Source organism: Sphaerisporangium dianthi (assembly GCF_042654065.1).
GTDB lineage: Bacteria > Actinomycetota > Actinomycetes > Streptosporangiales > Streptosporangiaceae > Sphaerisporangium > Sphaerisporangium dianthi.
Genome location: NZ_JBHSFP010000059.1, coordinates 1 through 16,383 on the forward strand (window position 1 = coordinate 1; position 16,383 = coordinate 16,383).

The following is a 16,383-nucleotide window of genomic DNA, read 5'->3' on the forward strand; positions in this document are numbered from 1 at the left end:
GTCCTCGAGCTCGATCTCCTTGGCGATGGAGACACCGTCGTTGGTGATGGTGGGAGCGCCCCACTTCTTCTCCAGCACGACGTTGCGGCCCTTGGGACCCAAGGTCACCTTGACGGCGTCGGCGAGCTGGTTCATACCGCGCTCGAGACCGCGCCGGGCGTCCTCGTTGAACGCGATCATCTTGGCTGCCATACGGCTAGACCTCCCAGATACAGGGTGGCTTGCATCGGATCGAGCCGACGCCCGCGACGGCATTAGACCCGCGCCCCCACGGCACCTGTCGCCGTGGATCGCCAGGCCCCATCGCCTCGATCCAGGTTTGTCACTCTCGACAGGAGAGTGCCAACGAACTGTTTAGCACTCTACCCGGTCGAGTGCAAGCGACAACCCCTATGACCTGGGCGGCACAAGGATTTCTCCGACCGTATGCCGAATATTGGGTACGTCCCCGCAGGCAAGGCGGTACAGCCGCATAGGGGGACATGAAGGAAGGCCCGGCCCGTCTTGGTGCACGACAGACCGAACCTTCCAGCTACTGACTGAGAGAGACTAGTGGATCTTCGCGTCGACCGGACGTCGCCGGTCGCGTCACACAGTGCGCACGGCCTCCGCTTGAGGACCCTTCTGACCCTGTGTGATCTCGAACTCCACCCGTTGACCCTGCTCGAGAGACCGGTATCCCTCGGACATGATCGCTGAGTAGTGGACAAACACGTCCTTACCACCGTCTACCGCGATGAAGCCGTAGCCCTTGTCCGCGTTAAACCATTTGACGGTGCCCTGCGCCACTTTCCGACTCCTCTTGCTGGGCTCCGGACCCCGCCCACTCCTCCGCGAGGCCCGTGACCTTCGGTGCCGAGACGCATGCGAACTCCTCGGCTACGTCGATCGTTCTCGACCATACCTGTGGCAAGGGTTGAAGCAACAGAGTCAATCAGGAAACTACTACTTGACGTTCGCTCTCAGCGGGACGCCGCCATTTCTTGCTCGCGTTTAGTTAGTTGACAATTACACTAACGGAGGGCCCAGTAAGCACTTCTATTATGATAGTTCGACGATCCTTCAGCACGCTCGCGAGCATGCGGACGCCCATGCGTCCACCTGGGACGCATGGGCGTTTTGGGTCCAGAGAAGGGCGTGGGGCCAGAGCGGCCCGCACGCCCGCCGGAAGGGCGCCGAATCCGCGGAGGTCAGCCTCCGGCGACGGCCGGAATCACCGAGATGTGGGCCCCCTCCGGGGTGGCGGTGTCGAGACCGTCCACGAATCGGACATCCTCTTCTCCGACATACACGTTGACAAAACGGCGGATCTTGCCCGTTTCGTCCAGAATACGGGCCCCGATTCCGGGGAAGTCGGCGTCGAGCTTCTGGAGCACCTCGCGAAGGGTCGCCCCCTCACCACTCACCTCCGACGCTCCGTCGGTGTAGGTGCGAAGAATCGTCGGAATCCGCACAGAAACGCTCATTAATCTGGCCCTTTCAGGAGTTGTCGGCGACAGCCGTACGAAATGCGTCGAGCGAGGGACGGATGACCGCGGTAGGCCTCGCTTCGGCGGAGACCGCGTCGAGTGTCTTGAGGCCGTCTCCAGTGTTCAGCACCACGGTCTCGGCCTCCGGATCGAGAAGGCCGTTGGCGACCAGTTTGCGGAGAACACCGACGGTGACGCCGCCGGCGGTCTCGGCGAAGACGCCCTCGGTGCGCGCCAGCAGCCGGATGGCGTCCACCACCTCGGCATCGGTGACGTCCTCGACCGCGCCACCGGTGCGGCGGGCGATGTCGAGCACGTACGGCCCGTCGGCGGGGTTGCCGATGGCGAGCGACTTGGCGATGGTGTCGGGCTTGACCGGCCGCACGATGTCGTGCCCCGCCTTGAAGGCCGTGGACACCGGCGAGCACCCCTGCGCCTGGGCGCCGAAGATCTTGTAGGGCCGGTCTTCGACCAGGCCGAGCCGGATCAGCTCCTTGAAGCCCTTGTCGATCTTGGTGAGCTGGGAGCCGGAGGCCACCGGGATGACGATCTGGTCGGGAACGCGCCACCCGAGCTGCTCGGCGATCTCGAAGGCCAGGGTCTTGGAGCCCTCGGCGTAGTACGGCCGCAGGTTCACGTTGACGAAGCCCCACTTGTCGCCCAGCGGGTCGCCGATGAGCTCGGAGCAGAACCGGTTGACGTCGTCGTAGGTGCCCTCGATGCCGACCAGGCGGCCGCCGTACACCGAGGCCATGACGATCTTGGCCTCTTCGAGGTTGGACGGGATGAACACGCAGGAGTCCAGCCCCGCGCGCGCCGCCGCGGCCGCCACGGCGCCCGCGAGGTTGCCCGTGGAGGAGCACGACAAGGTGCGGAAACCGAAGTTGCGGGCGGCCTCCAGCGCGATGGCGACGACCCGGTCCTTGAACGAGTGGGTCGGGTTGCCGGAGTCGTCCTTGACGTGCAGGCTGCGCAGGCCCAGCTCACGGGCCAGGTTGTCGGCCTTGACCAGCTTCGTCCAGCCGGGGGCCAGGTTGGGCCGGGAAGCGACGTCACCGGGCACCGGGAGCAGCCCGCGGTAGCGCCAGATGTTGGTCGGACCGGACTCGATCTGCTCCCGGGTCACGGTCGCCTCCGCGGCCGCGGGAGCAGTCCAGGAGTAGGCCACTTCGAGTGGCCCGAAACACTCCGCACAGGCGAAGATCGGTCCGAGGTCGTACCTGGTGCCGCATTCGCGGCACGACAGGGCGACGGCGGGGCCGAAGTCGAGTGCGGGCGTGGTCTCAGCTGTTGCGAGCGCCATGAAGCGAGGCCTTTCCCTCATCTTCGCCCGGACCACCTTGGTCACGGGCCGGAATTGGCACCTGTCCCGGCCGGTCTCACTGGTCTTGAAGTGCCGCGTCGTTCGGCAGACGCGGATGACCACAGCCGGGAGGGTTGCCGGGGCTTCGCAGGGCCGGTCCCTCCACCCCTCTGGATGAGCAATATGAAGTTGTCGGGTCCCGCTCTTATCACAAGCGGGCCTAAAGAACTGTACCTCGCCCATCAGCGCGCTCGGCCGTCCGTCTCACTCTACGAGACATAAGCGCACGTCAGAAGAAATCCGGCGTGAGGCGGGCAGGTCAGAAGAGATCCACGCCGCACGAGGCGACGGCCGGCCGCAGAGGCGCGATCGGGAGGGGCGCCGCCGGCGAGGGACCCGCCGTAAGCGGGGTCCCGTCAGGAGAGGGCGCGGTCAGGTGGGCCAGCCGTAGGCGTCGCCGAGTGCGGCCTGCACGTACTTGCGGGCCTGGTGGATGCGCGACTTGGCCGTGCCGAGAGGGATGCCGAGCTGCTCGGCCACCTCGTTGTAGTCGAGCTGGCAGATGTCGCGCAGCACCAGGGCCTGGGCCAGCTCGGGCTTGTCGGCCTCCAGCGACTCCATCGCGTCGAGCAGGTCGAGCCGCGACCCGGCGATCACGCTGACCCTGTGCGGGTCGGCCCGCAGGTCGGGCACTTCCTCGGAGGTCTGCTCGGCGGCCCGGCGCTTGAGCGTGCGGTAGGTCGTGCGGGCGCAGTTCGTCGTGACGATGTGCAACCAGGTGGAAAAACGCGCCCGCCCTTCGAACCTGCCGATGTTGCGGGCGACCGCCAGGAGCGTATCCTGACAGGCCTCCTCCGCGTCCTGGTGGTAGGGCAGCAACCTGGAGCAGTGGCGCAGCACGTCCGGCTCGATGCGGCGGAGCAACTCGCCGAGGGCTCTGTGGTCCTTGGCGGCGGCCGCGCGGGCCAGTTCTTCGGTCGTCTCGTCAAGCGCCATGCCCGAGCCCCTCTCGACCGCCTGTGCCTAGCCCCGACCTGACCACCAACCCATCTTATTGGGAGGGTTAAATTCCATTAATCTGCGGCCAGGTGCGCATCACAACGGAGAAGAACGGCGAGGGACGACCGCCACGGCGCGGACGAGGAGTGTGATGGGCGGATGAACACAGTTCTACTGGCCTCCAACCGGGGGCCCGTGTCGTTCACGCTCGCCGACGACGGCTCGCTGACGATGCGCCGCGGCGGAGGCGGCATGGTCTCCGGGCTGTCGGAGGTCGCCAAGGACGGCAACGTGCTGTGGGTGTGCGCCGCGCTGTCCGACGGCGACCGCAGCGCCGTGCGGCTCGCGCCGGGCGGGCGCCTGGACCAGGCGGGCTACGACACCGGCCCGGTACGCATGCTGGACATACCGCCCGCCACGTTCCACCGCGCGTACAACGCGGTCGCCAACTCCACGCTGTGGTTCGTCAACCACCTGCTGTACGACACCCCGAACTCGCCGCAGTTCGACATGCGCTTCCGCAGAGAGTGGGAGTCCTACCAGGACTACAACGCCGCGTTCGCGCTCGCGCTGGCCGAGGAGGCCGCGCACGGCGCCCGCGCGATGATCCAGGACTACCACCTCACCCTCGCCCCGGCGATGCTGCGGGTGGAGCGCCCCGACCTGCGCATCGCCCACTTCTCCCACACCCCATGGGCGCCGCCGGAGTACTTCTCCCTGCTGCCCGACGACATCGCCGCAGAACTGCTGACCGGCATCCTCGGCGCCGACCAGGCGGGCTTCCTGACGGCGCGCTGGGCGGCGGCGTTCATGGACTGCTGCGAGACGCTGCTCGGCGCCCAGGTCGACCGCCTCCAGGGCACGATCACCTACGAGGGCCGCACCACCCGCATCGGGGTGTACCCGCTCGGCGTCGACGGCGACGCGCTGTGGGCCCGTGCCCTGGAGCCGGACGTCGAGTCGCACATGGTCGCGTTGCGCGAGCGGGTGGGCGACCGCAAGCTCATCGTGCGCATCGACCGCACCGAACTGTCCAAGAACATCGTCCGCGGCCTGTCGGCGTACCGGCAGTTCCTCACCGATCATCCCGAATGGCACCGCAAGGTCGTGCACCTGGCGTTCGCCTACCCCTCGCGGCACGACCTGCCCGAATACCGCGAGTACACCGCGGCCGTGCAGCGGTGCGCCAAGCAGATCGAGGACGAGTTCGCCGGCGAGGACTGGGATCCGCTGATCCTGAACGTGGACGACGACTACGCCCGCTCGCTCGCCGCCTACCGCATGGCGGACGTCCTGCTGGTGAACCCGATCCGCGACGGCATGAACCTCGTCGCCAAGGAGGGGCCCATCCTCGCGCCCCACTGCGCGCTGGTGCTGTCCAGGGAGGCCGGGGCCGCCGCCGAGCTGGGCGCGGACGCGCTCATGGTGAACCCCTACGACGTCTCCGGCACGGCGAACGCCCTGTACGACGCGCTGACGCTCCCCGAGGAGGATCGCGCGAAGCGCGGCGCCCGCCTGCGCGCGGCGGCGACGGCCCTGCCGCCGCGCCAGTGGTTCGCCGACCAGCTCGCCGCCCTCGAACGCTGACCGGGGGCGACCCGCAGGGTCACTTCGGGGACAGGGCGTCCGACAGGGCCGACAGCAGGGCGGCGACGCCCGCGGGCCCCTCCACGATCAGGTCGGCGCCGTCGGCGAGCGCGGTGACCTCGGCGGAGGCGCTGCACACCGTCACGCCGGGCAGGCCCGAGAGCCGGACGGCCTCGAAGGCGGCGAGGTCGCCGAGGTCGTCCCCGGCGAACAGCACCGACCGGGCCCCGCGCTCCACGAGGAACGCCCCGAGGGCGTGCCCCTTGTCCATCCCCGCGGGCCGCAGCTCCAGCACCAGGCGCCCCGGCTCGACCAGCATGCCGGTCTCGGCGGCGAGCTTGGCCAGCGGCTCGCGAAGCGCCCGCAGGCTCGCCTCGGGGTCGGCGGCCCTGCGGGTGTGCACGGCGACGGCCCTGCCCTTGTCCTCGACGGTCACCCCGGGCGCGGTCCCGTCGCTGACGGGATGACCGCAGGAGGCCAGCAGGGCGGGCAGCTCGGCGCGGACGCGTTCGACGCCGGGCGGAGGCGGCGGTGAACTGAGCACCCCGTTCTCCCAGCGCTCCAGGCCGTACTGGCCGAGCACCACGAGCCCGGGAACGTCGGCGAGGCCCGGCCCGCCGGGCACCTCGCCGTAGGCGATGGCGGTGGCGGCCGGGCGGCCGGTCACGATCACCACCGCTCCGACCAGGCCGCCGAGGCGCACGAGCGCGGCGGCCGCGTGCGGGTCGACTCGGGCGTCGGCGGGGTCGAGGACGATCGGCGCCAGCGTGCCGTCGAAGTCCAGCCCGATCACGGCCCGTCGGGGATCGGCCTTGATCGCCGCTAATCCGGCTATGTCCGGCAATACATCATGAGTCACGCGTTGAGCACTACCCCGCGGATCACGGACGCATGCCGAGGCGCCGGGCCGCCCGTTCGCGCTGCCGCGAGGCCCGCAGCCGCCGCAGCCGCTTGACCGTGAGAGGGTCGAACGCCATGGCCTCCGGCCGGTCGACGAGCCGGCCGAGCAGTTGGTAGTAACGGGTCGAGGAGATGTCGAAGGCATCGCGGATCGCCTGCTCCTTGGCGCCCGCGTAACGCCACCACTGACGCTCGAAGGCCAGCAGCTCGCGTTCTCGCTCGGTCAGCCCGCCCGGAGCCGGGGGGACGGACGGTTCCTCGGGATCGCTGTCACCACGATCGGGTGCGGTGTCCATGATGTCCTCCTCGGTCGGGTACACGGGAGACGTGGACAGAGGGCCGGGCAGGGGAGATGTGACGGGCACCCGGGCGAGCGCGACCCTGAGCCACGACGCGCACGTGCGGCCCGTGGCAATCGTAGTCGGGAATTCGCGGCTGTTCATGACACTTCGGGAGACCCGGCCGGCCCGGGTCCGCGAGGACCCGGGCCACCCTCCGCGGAGCCGACCCCGAAAGGGTCGTAGCAGGACAGAACCATGCACCATCCGACCCGCGGAGCACGGAGATCGACAAGGTTGCCCGCGTCTGCGGATGCGCCCCTATGACACCGCGTTCTAACGACGTACAGTCACCAGTTGTGACCTCTGTCATCACGCTTCTCACTGACTACGGCCTGGAAGACGGCTTCGTCGGCTCCTGCCACGGGGTGATCGTGGGAATCGCCCCGCAGGCACGGATCATCGACGTCTGCCACCTGGTGCCGGCCGGGGACATCCGGCGCGGCGCCGCGATCCTCGCCCAGACGCTGCCATATCTGCCCGACGGCGTGCACGTCGCCGCCGTCGACCCGGCCACGGCCGGCGCCCGGCGCTCGGTCGTCGTGGAGGCGGGCACCCGCGTGTTCGTCGGCCCGGACAACGGCCTGCTCTCCTGGGCTCTGATGGCCGCGGGAGGCGCCCGGGCGGCCTACGAGCTGTCGAACAGGGAGCTGTTCCTCAATCCGGTGTCGCCGGCCTTCCCCGGCCGGGACATCTACGCGCCGGTGGCGGCGCGGCTGTGCGCCGGGCACAAGCCCGAGGACGTCGGCCCCGAGGTCCCCCTCGACCGCCTGTTGTCGCTGCCGGTGCCGAAGGCCCGGCTGGGCGAGGGGGCGGCCGACGGCGAGGTCCTCTCGCTCGACCGCTACGGCAACGTGCAGCTCTCCGTGACCGGAGAGGACCTCGCGTCGATCGGCGTCCACGTCGGGGACACCCTGGCGGTGTCCATGGGCAGGCGGCAGATGACGATCCCGTTGCGCGACACCTTCGCCGCCGTGCCGCCGGGCGGCCTGGTCGCGTTCGTCGACTCGGCGGGGCGCATCACCTTCGCGGTGCGCTCCGGCGACGCCGCCGAGCGGCTCGGCCTGCCGCCGGGCGCCCACGTGCGCGTGGCGCGAGGCGCCGACCTCTGACCGCGTGCGACGAAGACTCGCAATCATTGCCATCCCCTGACCGCTCAGCGCCCGTACATGTGTTCCGGCCGTGGGTACTGACAAAATGATCACATAGCGTAGTTATCCGACCGCAGGCGGCTCTTGCTCAAAGGCCTCTGTTTCCAGGGGCACCCGAAACAGGGGCGCCGCGACGGGTTTCCTTGGGGGGAACGACATGATTCGCCGTCTTCTGATCACCTCTGCCTGCGCCGCCATCGCCGTCGTCGTGCCGACCGCCGCGGCCTGCGCCCAGAGCGCCTCGTCCGCCGGAATCCAGCGGGGCGATCACATCGGCACCGGGACCGACACGGACATCGATGCGGACACCGACATCGATGCCGACGTCGACACCGACCTCGATGTGGACACCGACCTGGACCTCGGCGTCAACGGGGACCTGAACACCGGGCTGGGCACCCGCGTGATCGCCAGTTCCGGTGGCGGCAACAACACTGACAGCCGAGCCAACGCGATCGCCGCCGCCGACGCGCCTCAGAGCGCCGCAACAGGGCTCAAGAGCTCCGCGGGGCTCAACAGCGAGGCCGGACCGAACGGCGCGGCGGGCGCGGGCGCCGCCCCCTCGCCCGCCGGCCGCCGCTGACCCGCCCGGCGACGGCCGCCGCGCCCTGCCATGACCGAGAAACCCCCACGGCACGTCCGTGAAGGGCTCCTCGGTTCCATGACGCCCTGGGCTAGGAAGTGGCGTGGATGATGTCGTAGGCCTCGGCGAAGTGGCACGCGCTGAGGTGCCCGCCCGCGCGGACCTCCAGCAGCGGCTCCTGCTCGGCGCAGATGTCCTGCGCCTTCCAGCACCGCGTGCGGAAGCGGCAGCCAGAGGGCGGGTCGGCCGGCGACGGCGGGTCGCCCTGCAGGATGATCCGCTCGCGGTTCTCGCGGCCCTCGGGGTCGGGGACAGGGACGGCCGACAGCAGCGCCTGGGTGTACGGGTGGGCAGGCCGCTCGTAGATCCCCTCGTCCTTGCCCAGCTCCACGACCTTGCCCAGGTACATCACCGCGACGCGGTCGGAGATGTGCCGGACGACCGACAGGTCGTGGGCGATGAAGATGTAGGCGAGGTTGAACTCCTCCTGCAACCGCTCGAGCAGGTTCATCACCTGTGCCTGGATCGACACGTCGAGCGCCGAGACCGGCTCGTCGCAGATGATGATCTCGGGCTGCAGCGCCAGGCCCCGGGCGATGCCGATGCGCTGCCGCTGGCCGCCCGAGAACTGGTGCGGGTACCGGTTGATGTGCTCGGGGTTGAGGCCGACCACTTCCAGCAGTTCCTGCACCTTCCTGCGGCGGTCGCCCTTGGGTGCCACCTCGGAGTGGATCTCGTACGGCTCCCCGATGATGTCGCCGACCGTCATGCGCGGGTTCAGTGAGGTGTACGGGTCCTGCATGACCATCTGGATGTTGCGGCGCATCCGCTTGAGGTCTCCCCCGTGCGCCTTGGTCATGTCGGTGCCGTTGATCTTCACCTGCCCCGAGGTGGGCCGCTCCAGCGCCATCAGCAGCTTGGCGAGCGTGGACTTGCCACAGCCAGACTCGCCGACGACGCCGAGCGTCTCGCCGCGATGCAGGTCGAAGGAGACCCCGTCCACCGCCTTGATCGCGCCGATCTGGCGCTTGAGAACGATGCCCTGGGTCAACGGAAAGTGCTTGACCAGGTCACGAACCTCGAGGATCCGCTCACCCGAGGGTGCCATCGAGGACCTCCCGGTAGTAGTGGCAGGCGCTACCGCGCGTCCCGCTGATCTCGTACAGCGGAGGCACGTCGGTCACGCAGTTGTCGCGACGGTACGGGCAGCGGGGGTGGAAGGCACAACCCGAAGGCATGTTGAGCAGGTTCGGCGGGAGCCCCTTGATGGCGTAGAGCTCCTGGCCCTTCATGTCGACCCGGGGAATCGAGTCGAGCAGGCCCTTGGAGTACGGGTGCCCGGGGTTCTTGTAGACGTCGTGGACCGGGGCGCTCTCCACGATGCGGCCGCCGTACATGACCGCGATCTTGTCGGCCACGTCCGCGACGACGCCGAGGTCGTGGGTGATCAGGATCAGGCCCATGTTGCTCTCGCGCTGAAGCTCGGCGAGCAGCTCCATGATCTGCGCCTGCACCGTCACGTCGAGCGCGGTCGTCGGCTCGTCCGCGATCAGCACCTCGGGGTCCAGCGCGATCGACATCGCGATCATGATGCGCTGGCGCATGCCGCCGGAGAACTGGTGCGGGTAGTCGTTGACGCGCTGCTTCGCGGCGGGGATGCGCACGCGGTCCATCAGCTCGACGGCCTTCTTCATGCCGTCGCGCTTGGACATGCCGCGGTGGACGCGGAACATCTCGCTGATCTGCCAGCCCACGGTGAACACCGGGTTCAGCGCGGACAGGGCGTCCTGGAAGATCATCGCGATCTGCTGGCCGCGGATCTGGCTGCGGGCCTGGTCGGAGAGCTTCAGCATGTCGGTGCCGCGGAAGCGGACCTCGCCCTTGGGGATCCGGGCGGGAGGCATGTCGAGGATGCCCATGATGGCCTGGGCGGTCACCGACTTGCCCGAGCCCGACTCGCCCAGCACGGCCAGGGACTCCCCTGCGTTCACCGTGTAGCTCACGCCGTTCACGGCCCGCACCACGCCCTGTCGCGTGGCGAACTCCACATGCAGGTTGTCCACCACCAGCAGGGGCTCGCGCGCGGCGTCCGCTTCCAGCGGGTGGGTGTCGATTGACGGGTTATTCACCTTCGGTGCCCTCTCCTACCGCAGCTTCGGGTCTAGCGCGTCGCGGACCGCGTCACCCAGCATGACGACGCTGAGGATGGTCAGGCTGAGGAACAGCGCCGGGAACAGCAGCGGAAGCGGCGCCTCCAGGAAGCGGTTCCGCGCGTCCGCGATCATCAGGCCCCAGGAGATCTGCGGCGACTGGATGCCCACGCCGAGGAAGGACAGGGCCGCCTCGGCGGCGATGAACGCCCCGAGGTTGATCGTCGACACCACGATGACCGGCGCGACCGCGTTCGGCAGGATGTGCCGAATCATGATCCGCCCGGGGCCCGCCCCGAGGGCGCGTGCCGCCATCACGTAGTCCTGGTGCTTGGCCGTGATGACCGCCGCCCGCATGATGCGCAGGATCATCGGCCAGGCGAGCAGGGACAGGGCGAGCACGACGCTGCCGATGCCGGCGTTGTCGCGTCCGATGACCGCCAGGATCAGCAGGGCGCCGAGGATGGAGGGGATCGCGAAGAAGATCTCGGCGACGCGCGAGAGGAGCACGTCCACCCAGCGTCCGTAGAAGCCGCCGAGCAGGCCGAGGGCACCGCCGAGGACGGCGGTGACGATGGCGCTCACGAACCCGACGATGATCGATACCCTGGCGCCCCAGATGACCCGGGAGTAGACGTCACAGCCGAGGTTGTCGGTGCCGAACCAGTGCTCGCTCGTGATGCCCTTGCGCGCCTGCGCCAGCGAGCAGGTCGACGGCTCCACCCCGACGGTGTCGAACAGGGAGGGGAAGGCCGAGATGGCGACGAGCAGCACCAGCATGGCGGCGCCGATGATGAACACGGGGTTGCGTCGCAGGTCGTACCACGCGTCCGACCACAGGCTCGCCGGCTTGCTCTCCTTGGCCGGGCCGGCGGCTTGCGCCGGGGCCAGCGAAGGAACGGTGTCGTTACTCATAGCGGATCCTGGGGTCGAGGACGGCGTACAGGAGATCGACGACGAGGTTGGCCACGATGTAGATCAGGACCAGGACCGTCACGATGCCCACCACGACGGAGTTCTCGCGCAGGTACACCGACTGGAAGAGCTGCTGGCCGATGCCCGGCAGGTTGAAGATGGTCTCGGTGATCACCGCGCCGCCCATCAGCGTGCCGAGGTCGGCACCCAGATAGGTCACCAGCGGGATCAGTGAGTTCCGCAGGGCGTGCCGCCCCAGCACCCGCCGTCTGGGCATCCCCTTGGCGATGGCCGTGCGGACGTAGTCGGCGCGCAGCGTCTCCATCAGGCTCGTCCGGGTGAGCCGGGTGAGATAGGCGATGGAGATCATGGCGAGGACGAAACCTGGCAGGACGTAGCTGCGGAACCCGTCCTGCACGCCGGCCACCGGGAAGAAGGCGATGCCCGTGCTCTGCTTGAGCTTCACACCGAGCACCAGCTGAAGCACGAAGCCGCTGACCAGCGTGGGGATGGACACCATCAGCAGAGTGACCGCCAGGACGGCCTTGTCCTCCCACCTGCCGCGGCGGAGCGCCGCCCACAGGCCGAGGCCGATGCCGATGATCGCCTCGAAGACCAGGGCGGTGAAGGCCAGCTTGAAGGTGACCTGGAACTTGCCCTCGAAGATGGTGGAGACCGGCAACCCGCGGAAGGTGGTGCCGAAATTCCCGCTCACGATGTCACGGAGGTAGTAGCCGTACCGGACGATGAGGGGGTCGTTGAGGTGGAACTGCTCCCGGAGTGCCGCCGCGAACACCGGGTCTACGCGCTTCTCGCCGGCCAGCGCCTGAAGGGGGTCACCCGGCAGCGCGTAGACGATGGCGAAGATGAGGAATGTGGTGCCCAACAGCACAGGGATCGCCTGGAGAAGGCGCCTGATGACGTAGCGGCCCATCTAGTCTCCCGATCATTACAAAGGGCAGCCCGCCGCAACCAACAGAGCTGCCCTCGTGGGTGTCGCCCACTCCGGGTGGTTCAGCGTACCTAACCACCCGGAGTGGTCGACGTCAGGCCTTCTCTACGTTGAACAGGTCGATCCGCTCGAAGGGGTCGATCTTCACGTTCTTCACGTGCTGCGAGTATGCGCCGTTCGTCTGGTAGAAGTACACAGGGATGTACGGGAGCTCCTTGAGCACCAGGTCATCGGCCTGCTGGTAGAACTTCACGCCCTCGTCGAGGGTCTTGGCCGCGTCGCCCTGGGTGACCAGGTCGTCGAACTCCTTGCTCTTGTAGCCAGAGTAGTTCGAGCTGCCGCCCGAGCCGAACTGCGGACGCAGGTAGTTCTCCGGAGACGGGTAGTCCATGATCCACGCCATGCGGAAGGCGCCCGGCCACTTCTTGTTGCCGAGGTCCTCGAGGATGGCCGCGAACTTCTCGACCGGCTTCGGCGTCACCTCGACGCCGAGGTTGGTGCGCAGGTTGTTGGCCACGGCCTCGATCCACTCCTTGTGGCCGCCGTCGCCGTTGTAGCCGATCTCGATGGTGCCCGCCTTCGGCCCGCCGGCCGACTCGAACAGGGCCTTCGCCTTGGCCGGGTCGTAGGTGCAGGCCTCGCCGCAGGCGCCCTGGCGGTAGCCGGAGACGACCGGGCTGATGAAGTCGTCGGCCGGGACGCGGGTGCCGGAGAAGACCGTCTCGGTGATCGTCTTGCGGTCGATCGCCATGGAGATGGCCTTGCGGATGTCGGCGTTCTTGGCGTAGTCGGCGCCGGCCTTGATCGGGAAGCCGATGTAGCCGATGCCGGACGACGGCTGCTCGATGTAGCGGTCGCCGAACTCCTGCTTGGCCGTGGAGATGGCCTCCGGCGGCAGCTGGTCCATGATGTCCAGGTTGCCGGCGCGCAGGTCGTTGAACGCGGTGCTCAGGTCGGTGTAGATCTTGAAGTCGACCGCGTCGATCTTGGCCTTGCCCTCCTTGAAGTCGTCGTTACGGACCAGGGAGATGGTCTGGTCCGTGCCGCGCTTCCAGGGCTTGGAGATCTTGAAGGGGCCGTTGCCGACCGGGTTGCCGCCGAAGTCCGCCTTCAGCTTGCCCTCGCCCTCGAAAGCGGACTTGGGGAGGGGGTAGAACGCCGTGTAACCCAGCATGGTCGGGAAGCCGGAGAACGGGTTCTTGAGCTCGACGGTGAAGGTCTTGTCGTCGACGACCTTCAGACCCTTGAGGGTGGTGGCGGTGGGCGTCTTGCCCTCGCCCGGGTTCATCTCGTCGTAGCCGGTGATGCTCCCGAAGAAGTAGTTGCCCTCCTGGGCGTTGGCGCCGTTGGCGGTGAAGTTCCAGGAGTCAACGAAGTTCTGGGCGGTGACAGGCTCACCGTTGTGCCACTTGTAGCCGTCCTTGAGCTTGATCGTCCACGTGGTGGAATCCGGCGACTCAATGGACTCGGCGACCCGGTTGTAGGGCTTCTTGTCCGCGTCGTAGTCGACGAGGCCGACGAACAGTGCGTTCAGCACCTCGGCGCCACTGGTCTCGGTGGTGTTGCCCGGGATGAGGTCATGCTGTGGTTCAGCGATCTCAACCCTGACCGCGCCTGCGTTGCCTGCGGCGCTGGAGCTGGAACCGGTGGTGCCGCCGCTGCCGCCGCACGCCGCAACCGCGAGCGCCAGCAGTGCGGTCCCGGCGACGATCTGTGCGCCCTTGGTCACACGCATCGTGGATTAATCCTCCCTCTAAGGTGGGCGTAGAGACTGAGCCGCTCATGTCGAGTACGCCTCCCAGGGGATCGACCCTGGAGTTCGCGGACACGCTCAAATCAGTTGACGCCCTGCCAGACGACCGTGAGCATTCCTCACTACTTCTCACCAGCGAGTCTCTGGCGCATTGCAGTTCGGTCACACGTGTCCCTGACGGACGTCAGACGCATACCAACTAGGCTGTCAATAATGCCTTGATTCGGCATAAAGCAGTCACCAAGGTACACAGCTCAGCCTCTGATCGCACATCCGGGCCGTGCGGGGTTTCCCGGCCACCCCCGGCCACAGAGCTGCGACGATGCGTCGCGTCCGGCCCGCCTGGCCTGGCCCGCGCGAGCAGGCTTCCGGTCATGTGCGATCAAGTAGGACCGTAGGCATCTCATTCACAGGTATCCAATAGAGTCCATCCCATGAGTCAGCCGGAATCCGCAGTCGCGGACTCCCGGGCGGGCGACCGGGCGGACGGCACCTCTCCCAACGGGAAGGAATCGCTGTCCGCGCTCGCCGAGCGCCACGGGTTGCGACGCGCCATCGCGCGTCCCAGTCTGCCCGTCTACCTGCGCCAACTGTGGGACAGGCGGCACTTCGTCCTCACGTACGCCACGTCGCGCAACGTCTCGAGGTACTCCGACTCAGCGCTCGGTCAGCTCTGGCAGGTGCTGACACCGCTGCTGAACGCCGGCGTCTACTACCTCATGTTCGGCGTGATCCTGGGGCAGAAGGCGGACATCACCAACTACACCGCGTTTCTCATCACCGGTGTGTTCGTCTACTCCTACACCCAGCGGTCGATCACCGGCGGCGCCAAGTCGATCTCGGGGAACCTCTCGCTCATCAGAGCCCTGCACTTCCCCCGGGCCGCACTGCCCTTGGCCTACACCATCCAGGAGTTCCAGCAGCTCGCCATCTCGATGGGCGTGCTGGTTGTGATCGTGCTCGTCACGGGCGAGTCCTTCTCCTGGATGTGGCTGCTGATCCCCTTCGCTCTGCTGCTGCAGACGATCTTCAACGTCGGGATGAGCCTGCTCCTCGCACGCGTCGGAGCCTTCGTCCGCGACATGAACCAGTTGCTGCCGTTCATCCTGCGCACCTGGCTGTACACCTCCGGTGTCTTCTACAGCATCCCGGCCAAGATGAAGGGCGGCCCCGACTGGGCGCGCTTCCTGCTGGAGTTCAACCCGCCCTCGGTCTTCATCGACCTGATGCGCCACCTGCTGCTGGAAACCTACCCGGAGGACCTGGCCAAGCACGGCTTCCCGCACAGCAGCCTGCCCCAACTGTGGCTATACGCTGGCTTCTGGGCCGCGGTCGCGCTGATCGGCGGCTTCTGGTACTTCTGGCGGGCCGAGGAGAGGTATGGCCGTGGCTGAGCTGACCAAGGAGCCGTCCCAGATGGCCCACCCCCAGGACGAGGCGCCCGAGGCCGTCCCTGCCGCCTCCGCCCCCGCCGGCGCGCCCCCGCCCGGCATCCCCACCGTCATCGTCGACGACCTGCACATCGTCTACCGCGTCTACGGCGCGGCGAGCGACTCCGAGAAGGGCAACGCCGCCAACGCCCTCATGCGCATCGTGCGCCGCCAGGGCCGGCCCCAGATGAAGGAGGTCCACGCCGTCAAGGGCGTCTCCTTCGTCGCCCGCCACGGCGACGCCATCGGCATCATCGGCCGCAACGGCTCGGGCAAGTCCACGCTGCTGCGCGCCATCGCCGGGCTGCTGCCGCCGCACAAGGGCTCGGTCTACACCAACGGCCAGCCGTCTCTGCTCGGCGTCAACGCCGCGCTGATGAAAGAGCTCACCGGCGAACGCAACATCGTGCTCGGCTGCTACGCCATGGGCATGACGCCCGCCCAGGTCAAAGAGAAGTACGACGAGATCGTCGAGTTCTCCGGCATCGGCGAGTTCGTCCAGTTCCCCATGTCGACGTACTCCTCCGGCATGGGCGCGCGACTGCGCTTCGCGATCGCCTCCGCCAAGAGCCACAACGTCCTGCTGATCGACGAGGCGCTCGCCACAGGCGACCGCGACTTCAAGCGCAAGAGCCAAGAGCGCATCCACCAGATGCGCGACGAGGCCGGCACCGTCTTCCTCGTCGCCCACAACCTCGACGTGATCGAAGAGACCTGCAACCGGGTCATCTGGCTGCACAAGGGCAAGATCAAGATGGACGGCGACCCCGCGACGGTGCTCGCCGCCTACAACACCTGAGCGGCCGCCGTCCTGGCGCACCCGCCACCCTCGCCCGTCATGTGAAGGCGCCCT

The 16,383-nt window shown here is 67.9% G+C and carries 17 protein-coding genes and 1 riboswitch; of the genes, 5 read left to right on the forward strand and 12 right to left on the reverse strand.

What is annotated here, in order from left to right:
- The 5 genes from ACFO60_RS39060 to ACFO60_RS39080 all read right to left on the reverse strand — a co-directional run.
- The coding region (locus tag ACFO60_RS39060) for a TCP-1/cpn60 chaperonin family protein (protein ID WP_380851961.1) at positions 1 to 192 on the reverse strand (192 nt) is incomplete at its 3' end.
- A gap of 396 nt (positions 193 to 588) precedes the next feature.
- On the reverse strand, positions 589 to 789 hold the full coding sequence (locus ACFO60_RS39065) for a cold-shock protein (protein ID WP_380851964.1): 201 nt from the start codon (positions 787 to 789) through the stop codon (positions 589 to 591).
- A gap of 401 nt (positions 790 to 1,190) precedes the next feature.
- The gene (locus tag ACFO60_RS39070) at positions 1,191 to 1,466 is read right to left on the reverse strand and encodes a MoaD/ThiS family protein (protein WP_380851967.1); all 276 of its coding nucleotides are present in this window, start codon (positions 1,464 to 1,466) and stop codon (positions 1,191 to 1,193) included.
- Between the two features lie 13 nt (positions 1,467 to 1,479).
- On the reverse strand, positions 1,480 to 2,772 hold the full coding sequence (gene thrC, locus ACFO60_RS39075; protein ID WP_380851970.1) for a threonine synthase: 1,293 nt from the start codon (positions 2,770 to 2,772) through the stop codon (positions 1,480 to 1,482).
- 14 nt (positions 2,773 to 2,786) lie between these two features.
- Positions 2,787 to 2,953: riboswitch (SAM riboswitch) on the reverse strand.
- A 251-nt stretch (positions 2,954 to 3,204) separates the two neighbouring features.
- Complete coding sequence (locus ACFO60_RS39080) at positions 3,205 to 3,768, reverse strand: RNA polymerase sigma factor (protein ID WP_380851973.1); 564 nt, start codon at positions 3,766 to 3,768, stop codon at positions 3,205 to 3,207.
- A gap of 162 nt (positions 3,769 to 3,930) precedes the next feature.
- On the opposite strand from ACFO60_RS39080, the gene ACFO60_RS39085 reads away from it, so the two are divergent.
- Positions 3,931 to 5,358, forward strand: coding sequence for an alpha,alpha-trehalose-phosphate synthase (UDP-forming) (locus ACFO60_RS39085; protein ID WP_380851976.1), 1,428 nt, complete (start codon positions 3,931 to 3,933; stop codon positions 5,356 to 5,358).
- Between the two features lie 19 nt (positions 5,359 to 5,377).
- Here the strand turns inward: ACFO60_RS39085 and otsB are convergent, their stop codons facing one another.
- Both otsB and ACFO60_RS39095 read right to left on the reverse strand, forming a co-directional pair.
- A complete protein-coding gene (gene otsB, locus ACFO60_RS39090; protein WP_380851979.1) occupies positions 5,378 to 6,151 on the reverse strand; it encodes a trehalose-phosphatase in 774 nt (257 codons plus the stop codon).
- 88 nt (positions 6,152 to 6,239) lie between these two features.
- On the reverse strand, positions 6,240 to 6,554 hold the full coding sequence (locus tag ACFO60_RS39095; protein WP_380851982.1) for a DUF3263 domain-containing protein: 315 nt from the start codon (positions 6,552 to 6,554) through the stop codon (positions 6,240 to 6,242).
- Positions 6,555 to 6,895: 341 nt separating this feature from the next.
- Here ACFO60_RS39095 and ACFO60_RS39100 point away from each other — a divergent pair, with 341 nt between their 5' ends.
- Entirely contained in the window at positions 6,896 to 7,708 is an 813-nt protein-coding gene (locus ACFO60_RS39100) for an SAM hydrolase/SAM-dependent halogenase family protein (protein WP_380851985.1), read from the forward strand.
- A gap of 196 nt (positions 7,709 to 7,904) precedes the next feature.
- On the forward strand, positions 7,905 to 8,330 hold the full coding sequence (locus tag ACFO60_RS39105; RefSeq protein ID WP_380851988.1) for a hypothetical protein: 426 nt from the start codon (positions 7,905 to 7,907) through the stop codon (positions 8,328 to 8,330).
- 91 nt (positions 8,331 to 8,421) lie between these two features.
- On the opposite strand, the gene ACFO60_RS39110 is transcribed toward ACFO60_RS39105, so the two are convergent.
- The 5 genes from ACFO60_RS39110 to ACFO60_RS39130 form a co-directional block, all read right to left on the reverse strand.
- On the reverse strand, positions 8,422 to 9,438 hold the full coding sequence (locus ACFO60_RS39110; protein ID WP_380851991.1) for an ABC transporter ATP-binding protein: 1,017 nt from the start codon (positions 9,436 to 9,438) through the stop codon (positions 8,422 to 8,424).
- The gene (locus ACFO60_RS39115) at positions 9,422 to 10,459 is read right to left on the reverse strand and encodes an ABC transporter ATP-binding protein (RefSeq protein WP_380851994.1); all 1,038 of its coding nucleotides are present in this window, start codon (positions 10,457 to 10,459) and stop codon (positions 9,422 to 9,424) included. Before ACFO60_RS39115 ends, ACFO60_RS39110 begins: the two co-directional genes overlap by 17 nt.
- A 15-nt stretch (positions 10,460 to 10,474) precedes the next feature.
- On the reverse strand, positions 10,475 to 11,395 hold the full coding sequence (locus ACFO60_RS39120) for an ABC transporter permease (protein ID WP_380851997.1): 921 nt from the start codon (positions 11,393 to 11,395) through the stop codon (positions 10,475 to 10,477).
- A complete protein-coding gene (locus tag ACFO60_RS39125) occupies positions 11,388 to 12,329 on the reverse strand; it encodes an ABC transporter permease (RefSeq protein ID WP_380852000.1) in 942 nt (313 codons plus the stop codon). The genes ACFO60_RS39120 and ACFO60_RS39125 overlap by 8 nt, the downstream gene beginning before the upstream one ends.
- 112 nt (positions 12,330 to 12,441) lie before the next feature.
- Complete coding sequence (locus ACFO60_RS39130) at positions 12,442 to 14,082, reverse strand: peptide ABC transporter substrate-binding protein (protein WP_380852003.1); 1,641 nt, start codon at positions 14,080 to 14,082, stop codon at positions 12,442 to 12,444.
- Between the two features lie 452 nt (positions 14,083 to 14,534).
- Between ACFO60_RS39130 and ACFO60_RS39135 the strand changes: the two genes are divergently transcribed.
- The gene (locus ACFO60_RS39135; protein ID WP_380852006.1) at positions 14,535 to 15,494 is read left to right on the forward strand and encodes an ABC transporter permease; all 960 of its coding nucleotides are present in this window, start codon (positions 14,535 to 14,537) and stop codon (positions 15,492 to 15,494) included.
- On the forward strand, positions 15,487 to 16,329 hold the full coding sequence (locus ACFO60_RS39140; RefSeq protein WP_380852009.1) for an ABC transporter ATP-binding protein: 843 nt from the start codon (positions 15,487 to 15,489) through the stop codon (positions 16,327 to 16,329). Before ACFO60_RS39135 ends, ACFO60_RS39140 begins: the two co-directional genes overlap by 8 nt.
- The last annotated feature ends 54 nt before the right edge of the window (positions 16,330 to 16,383 follow it).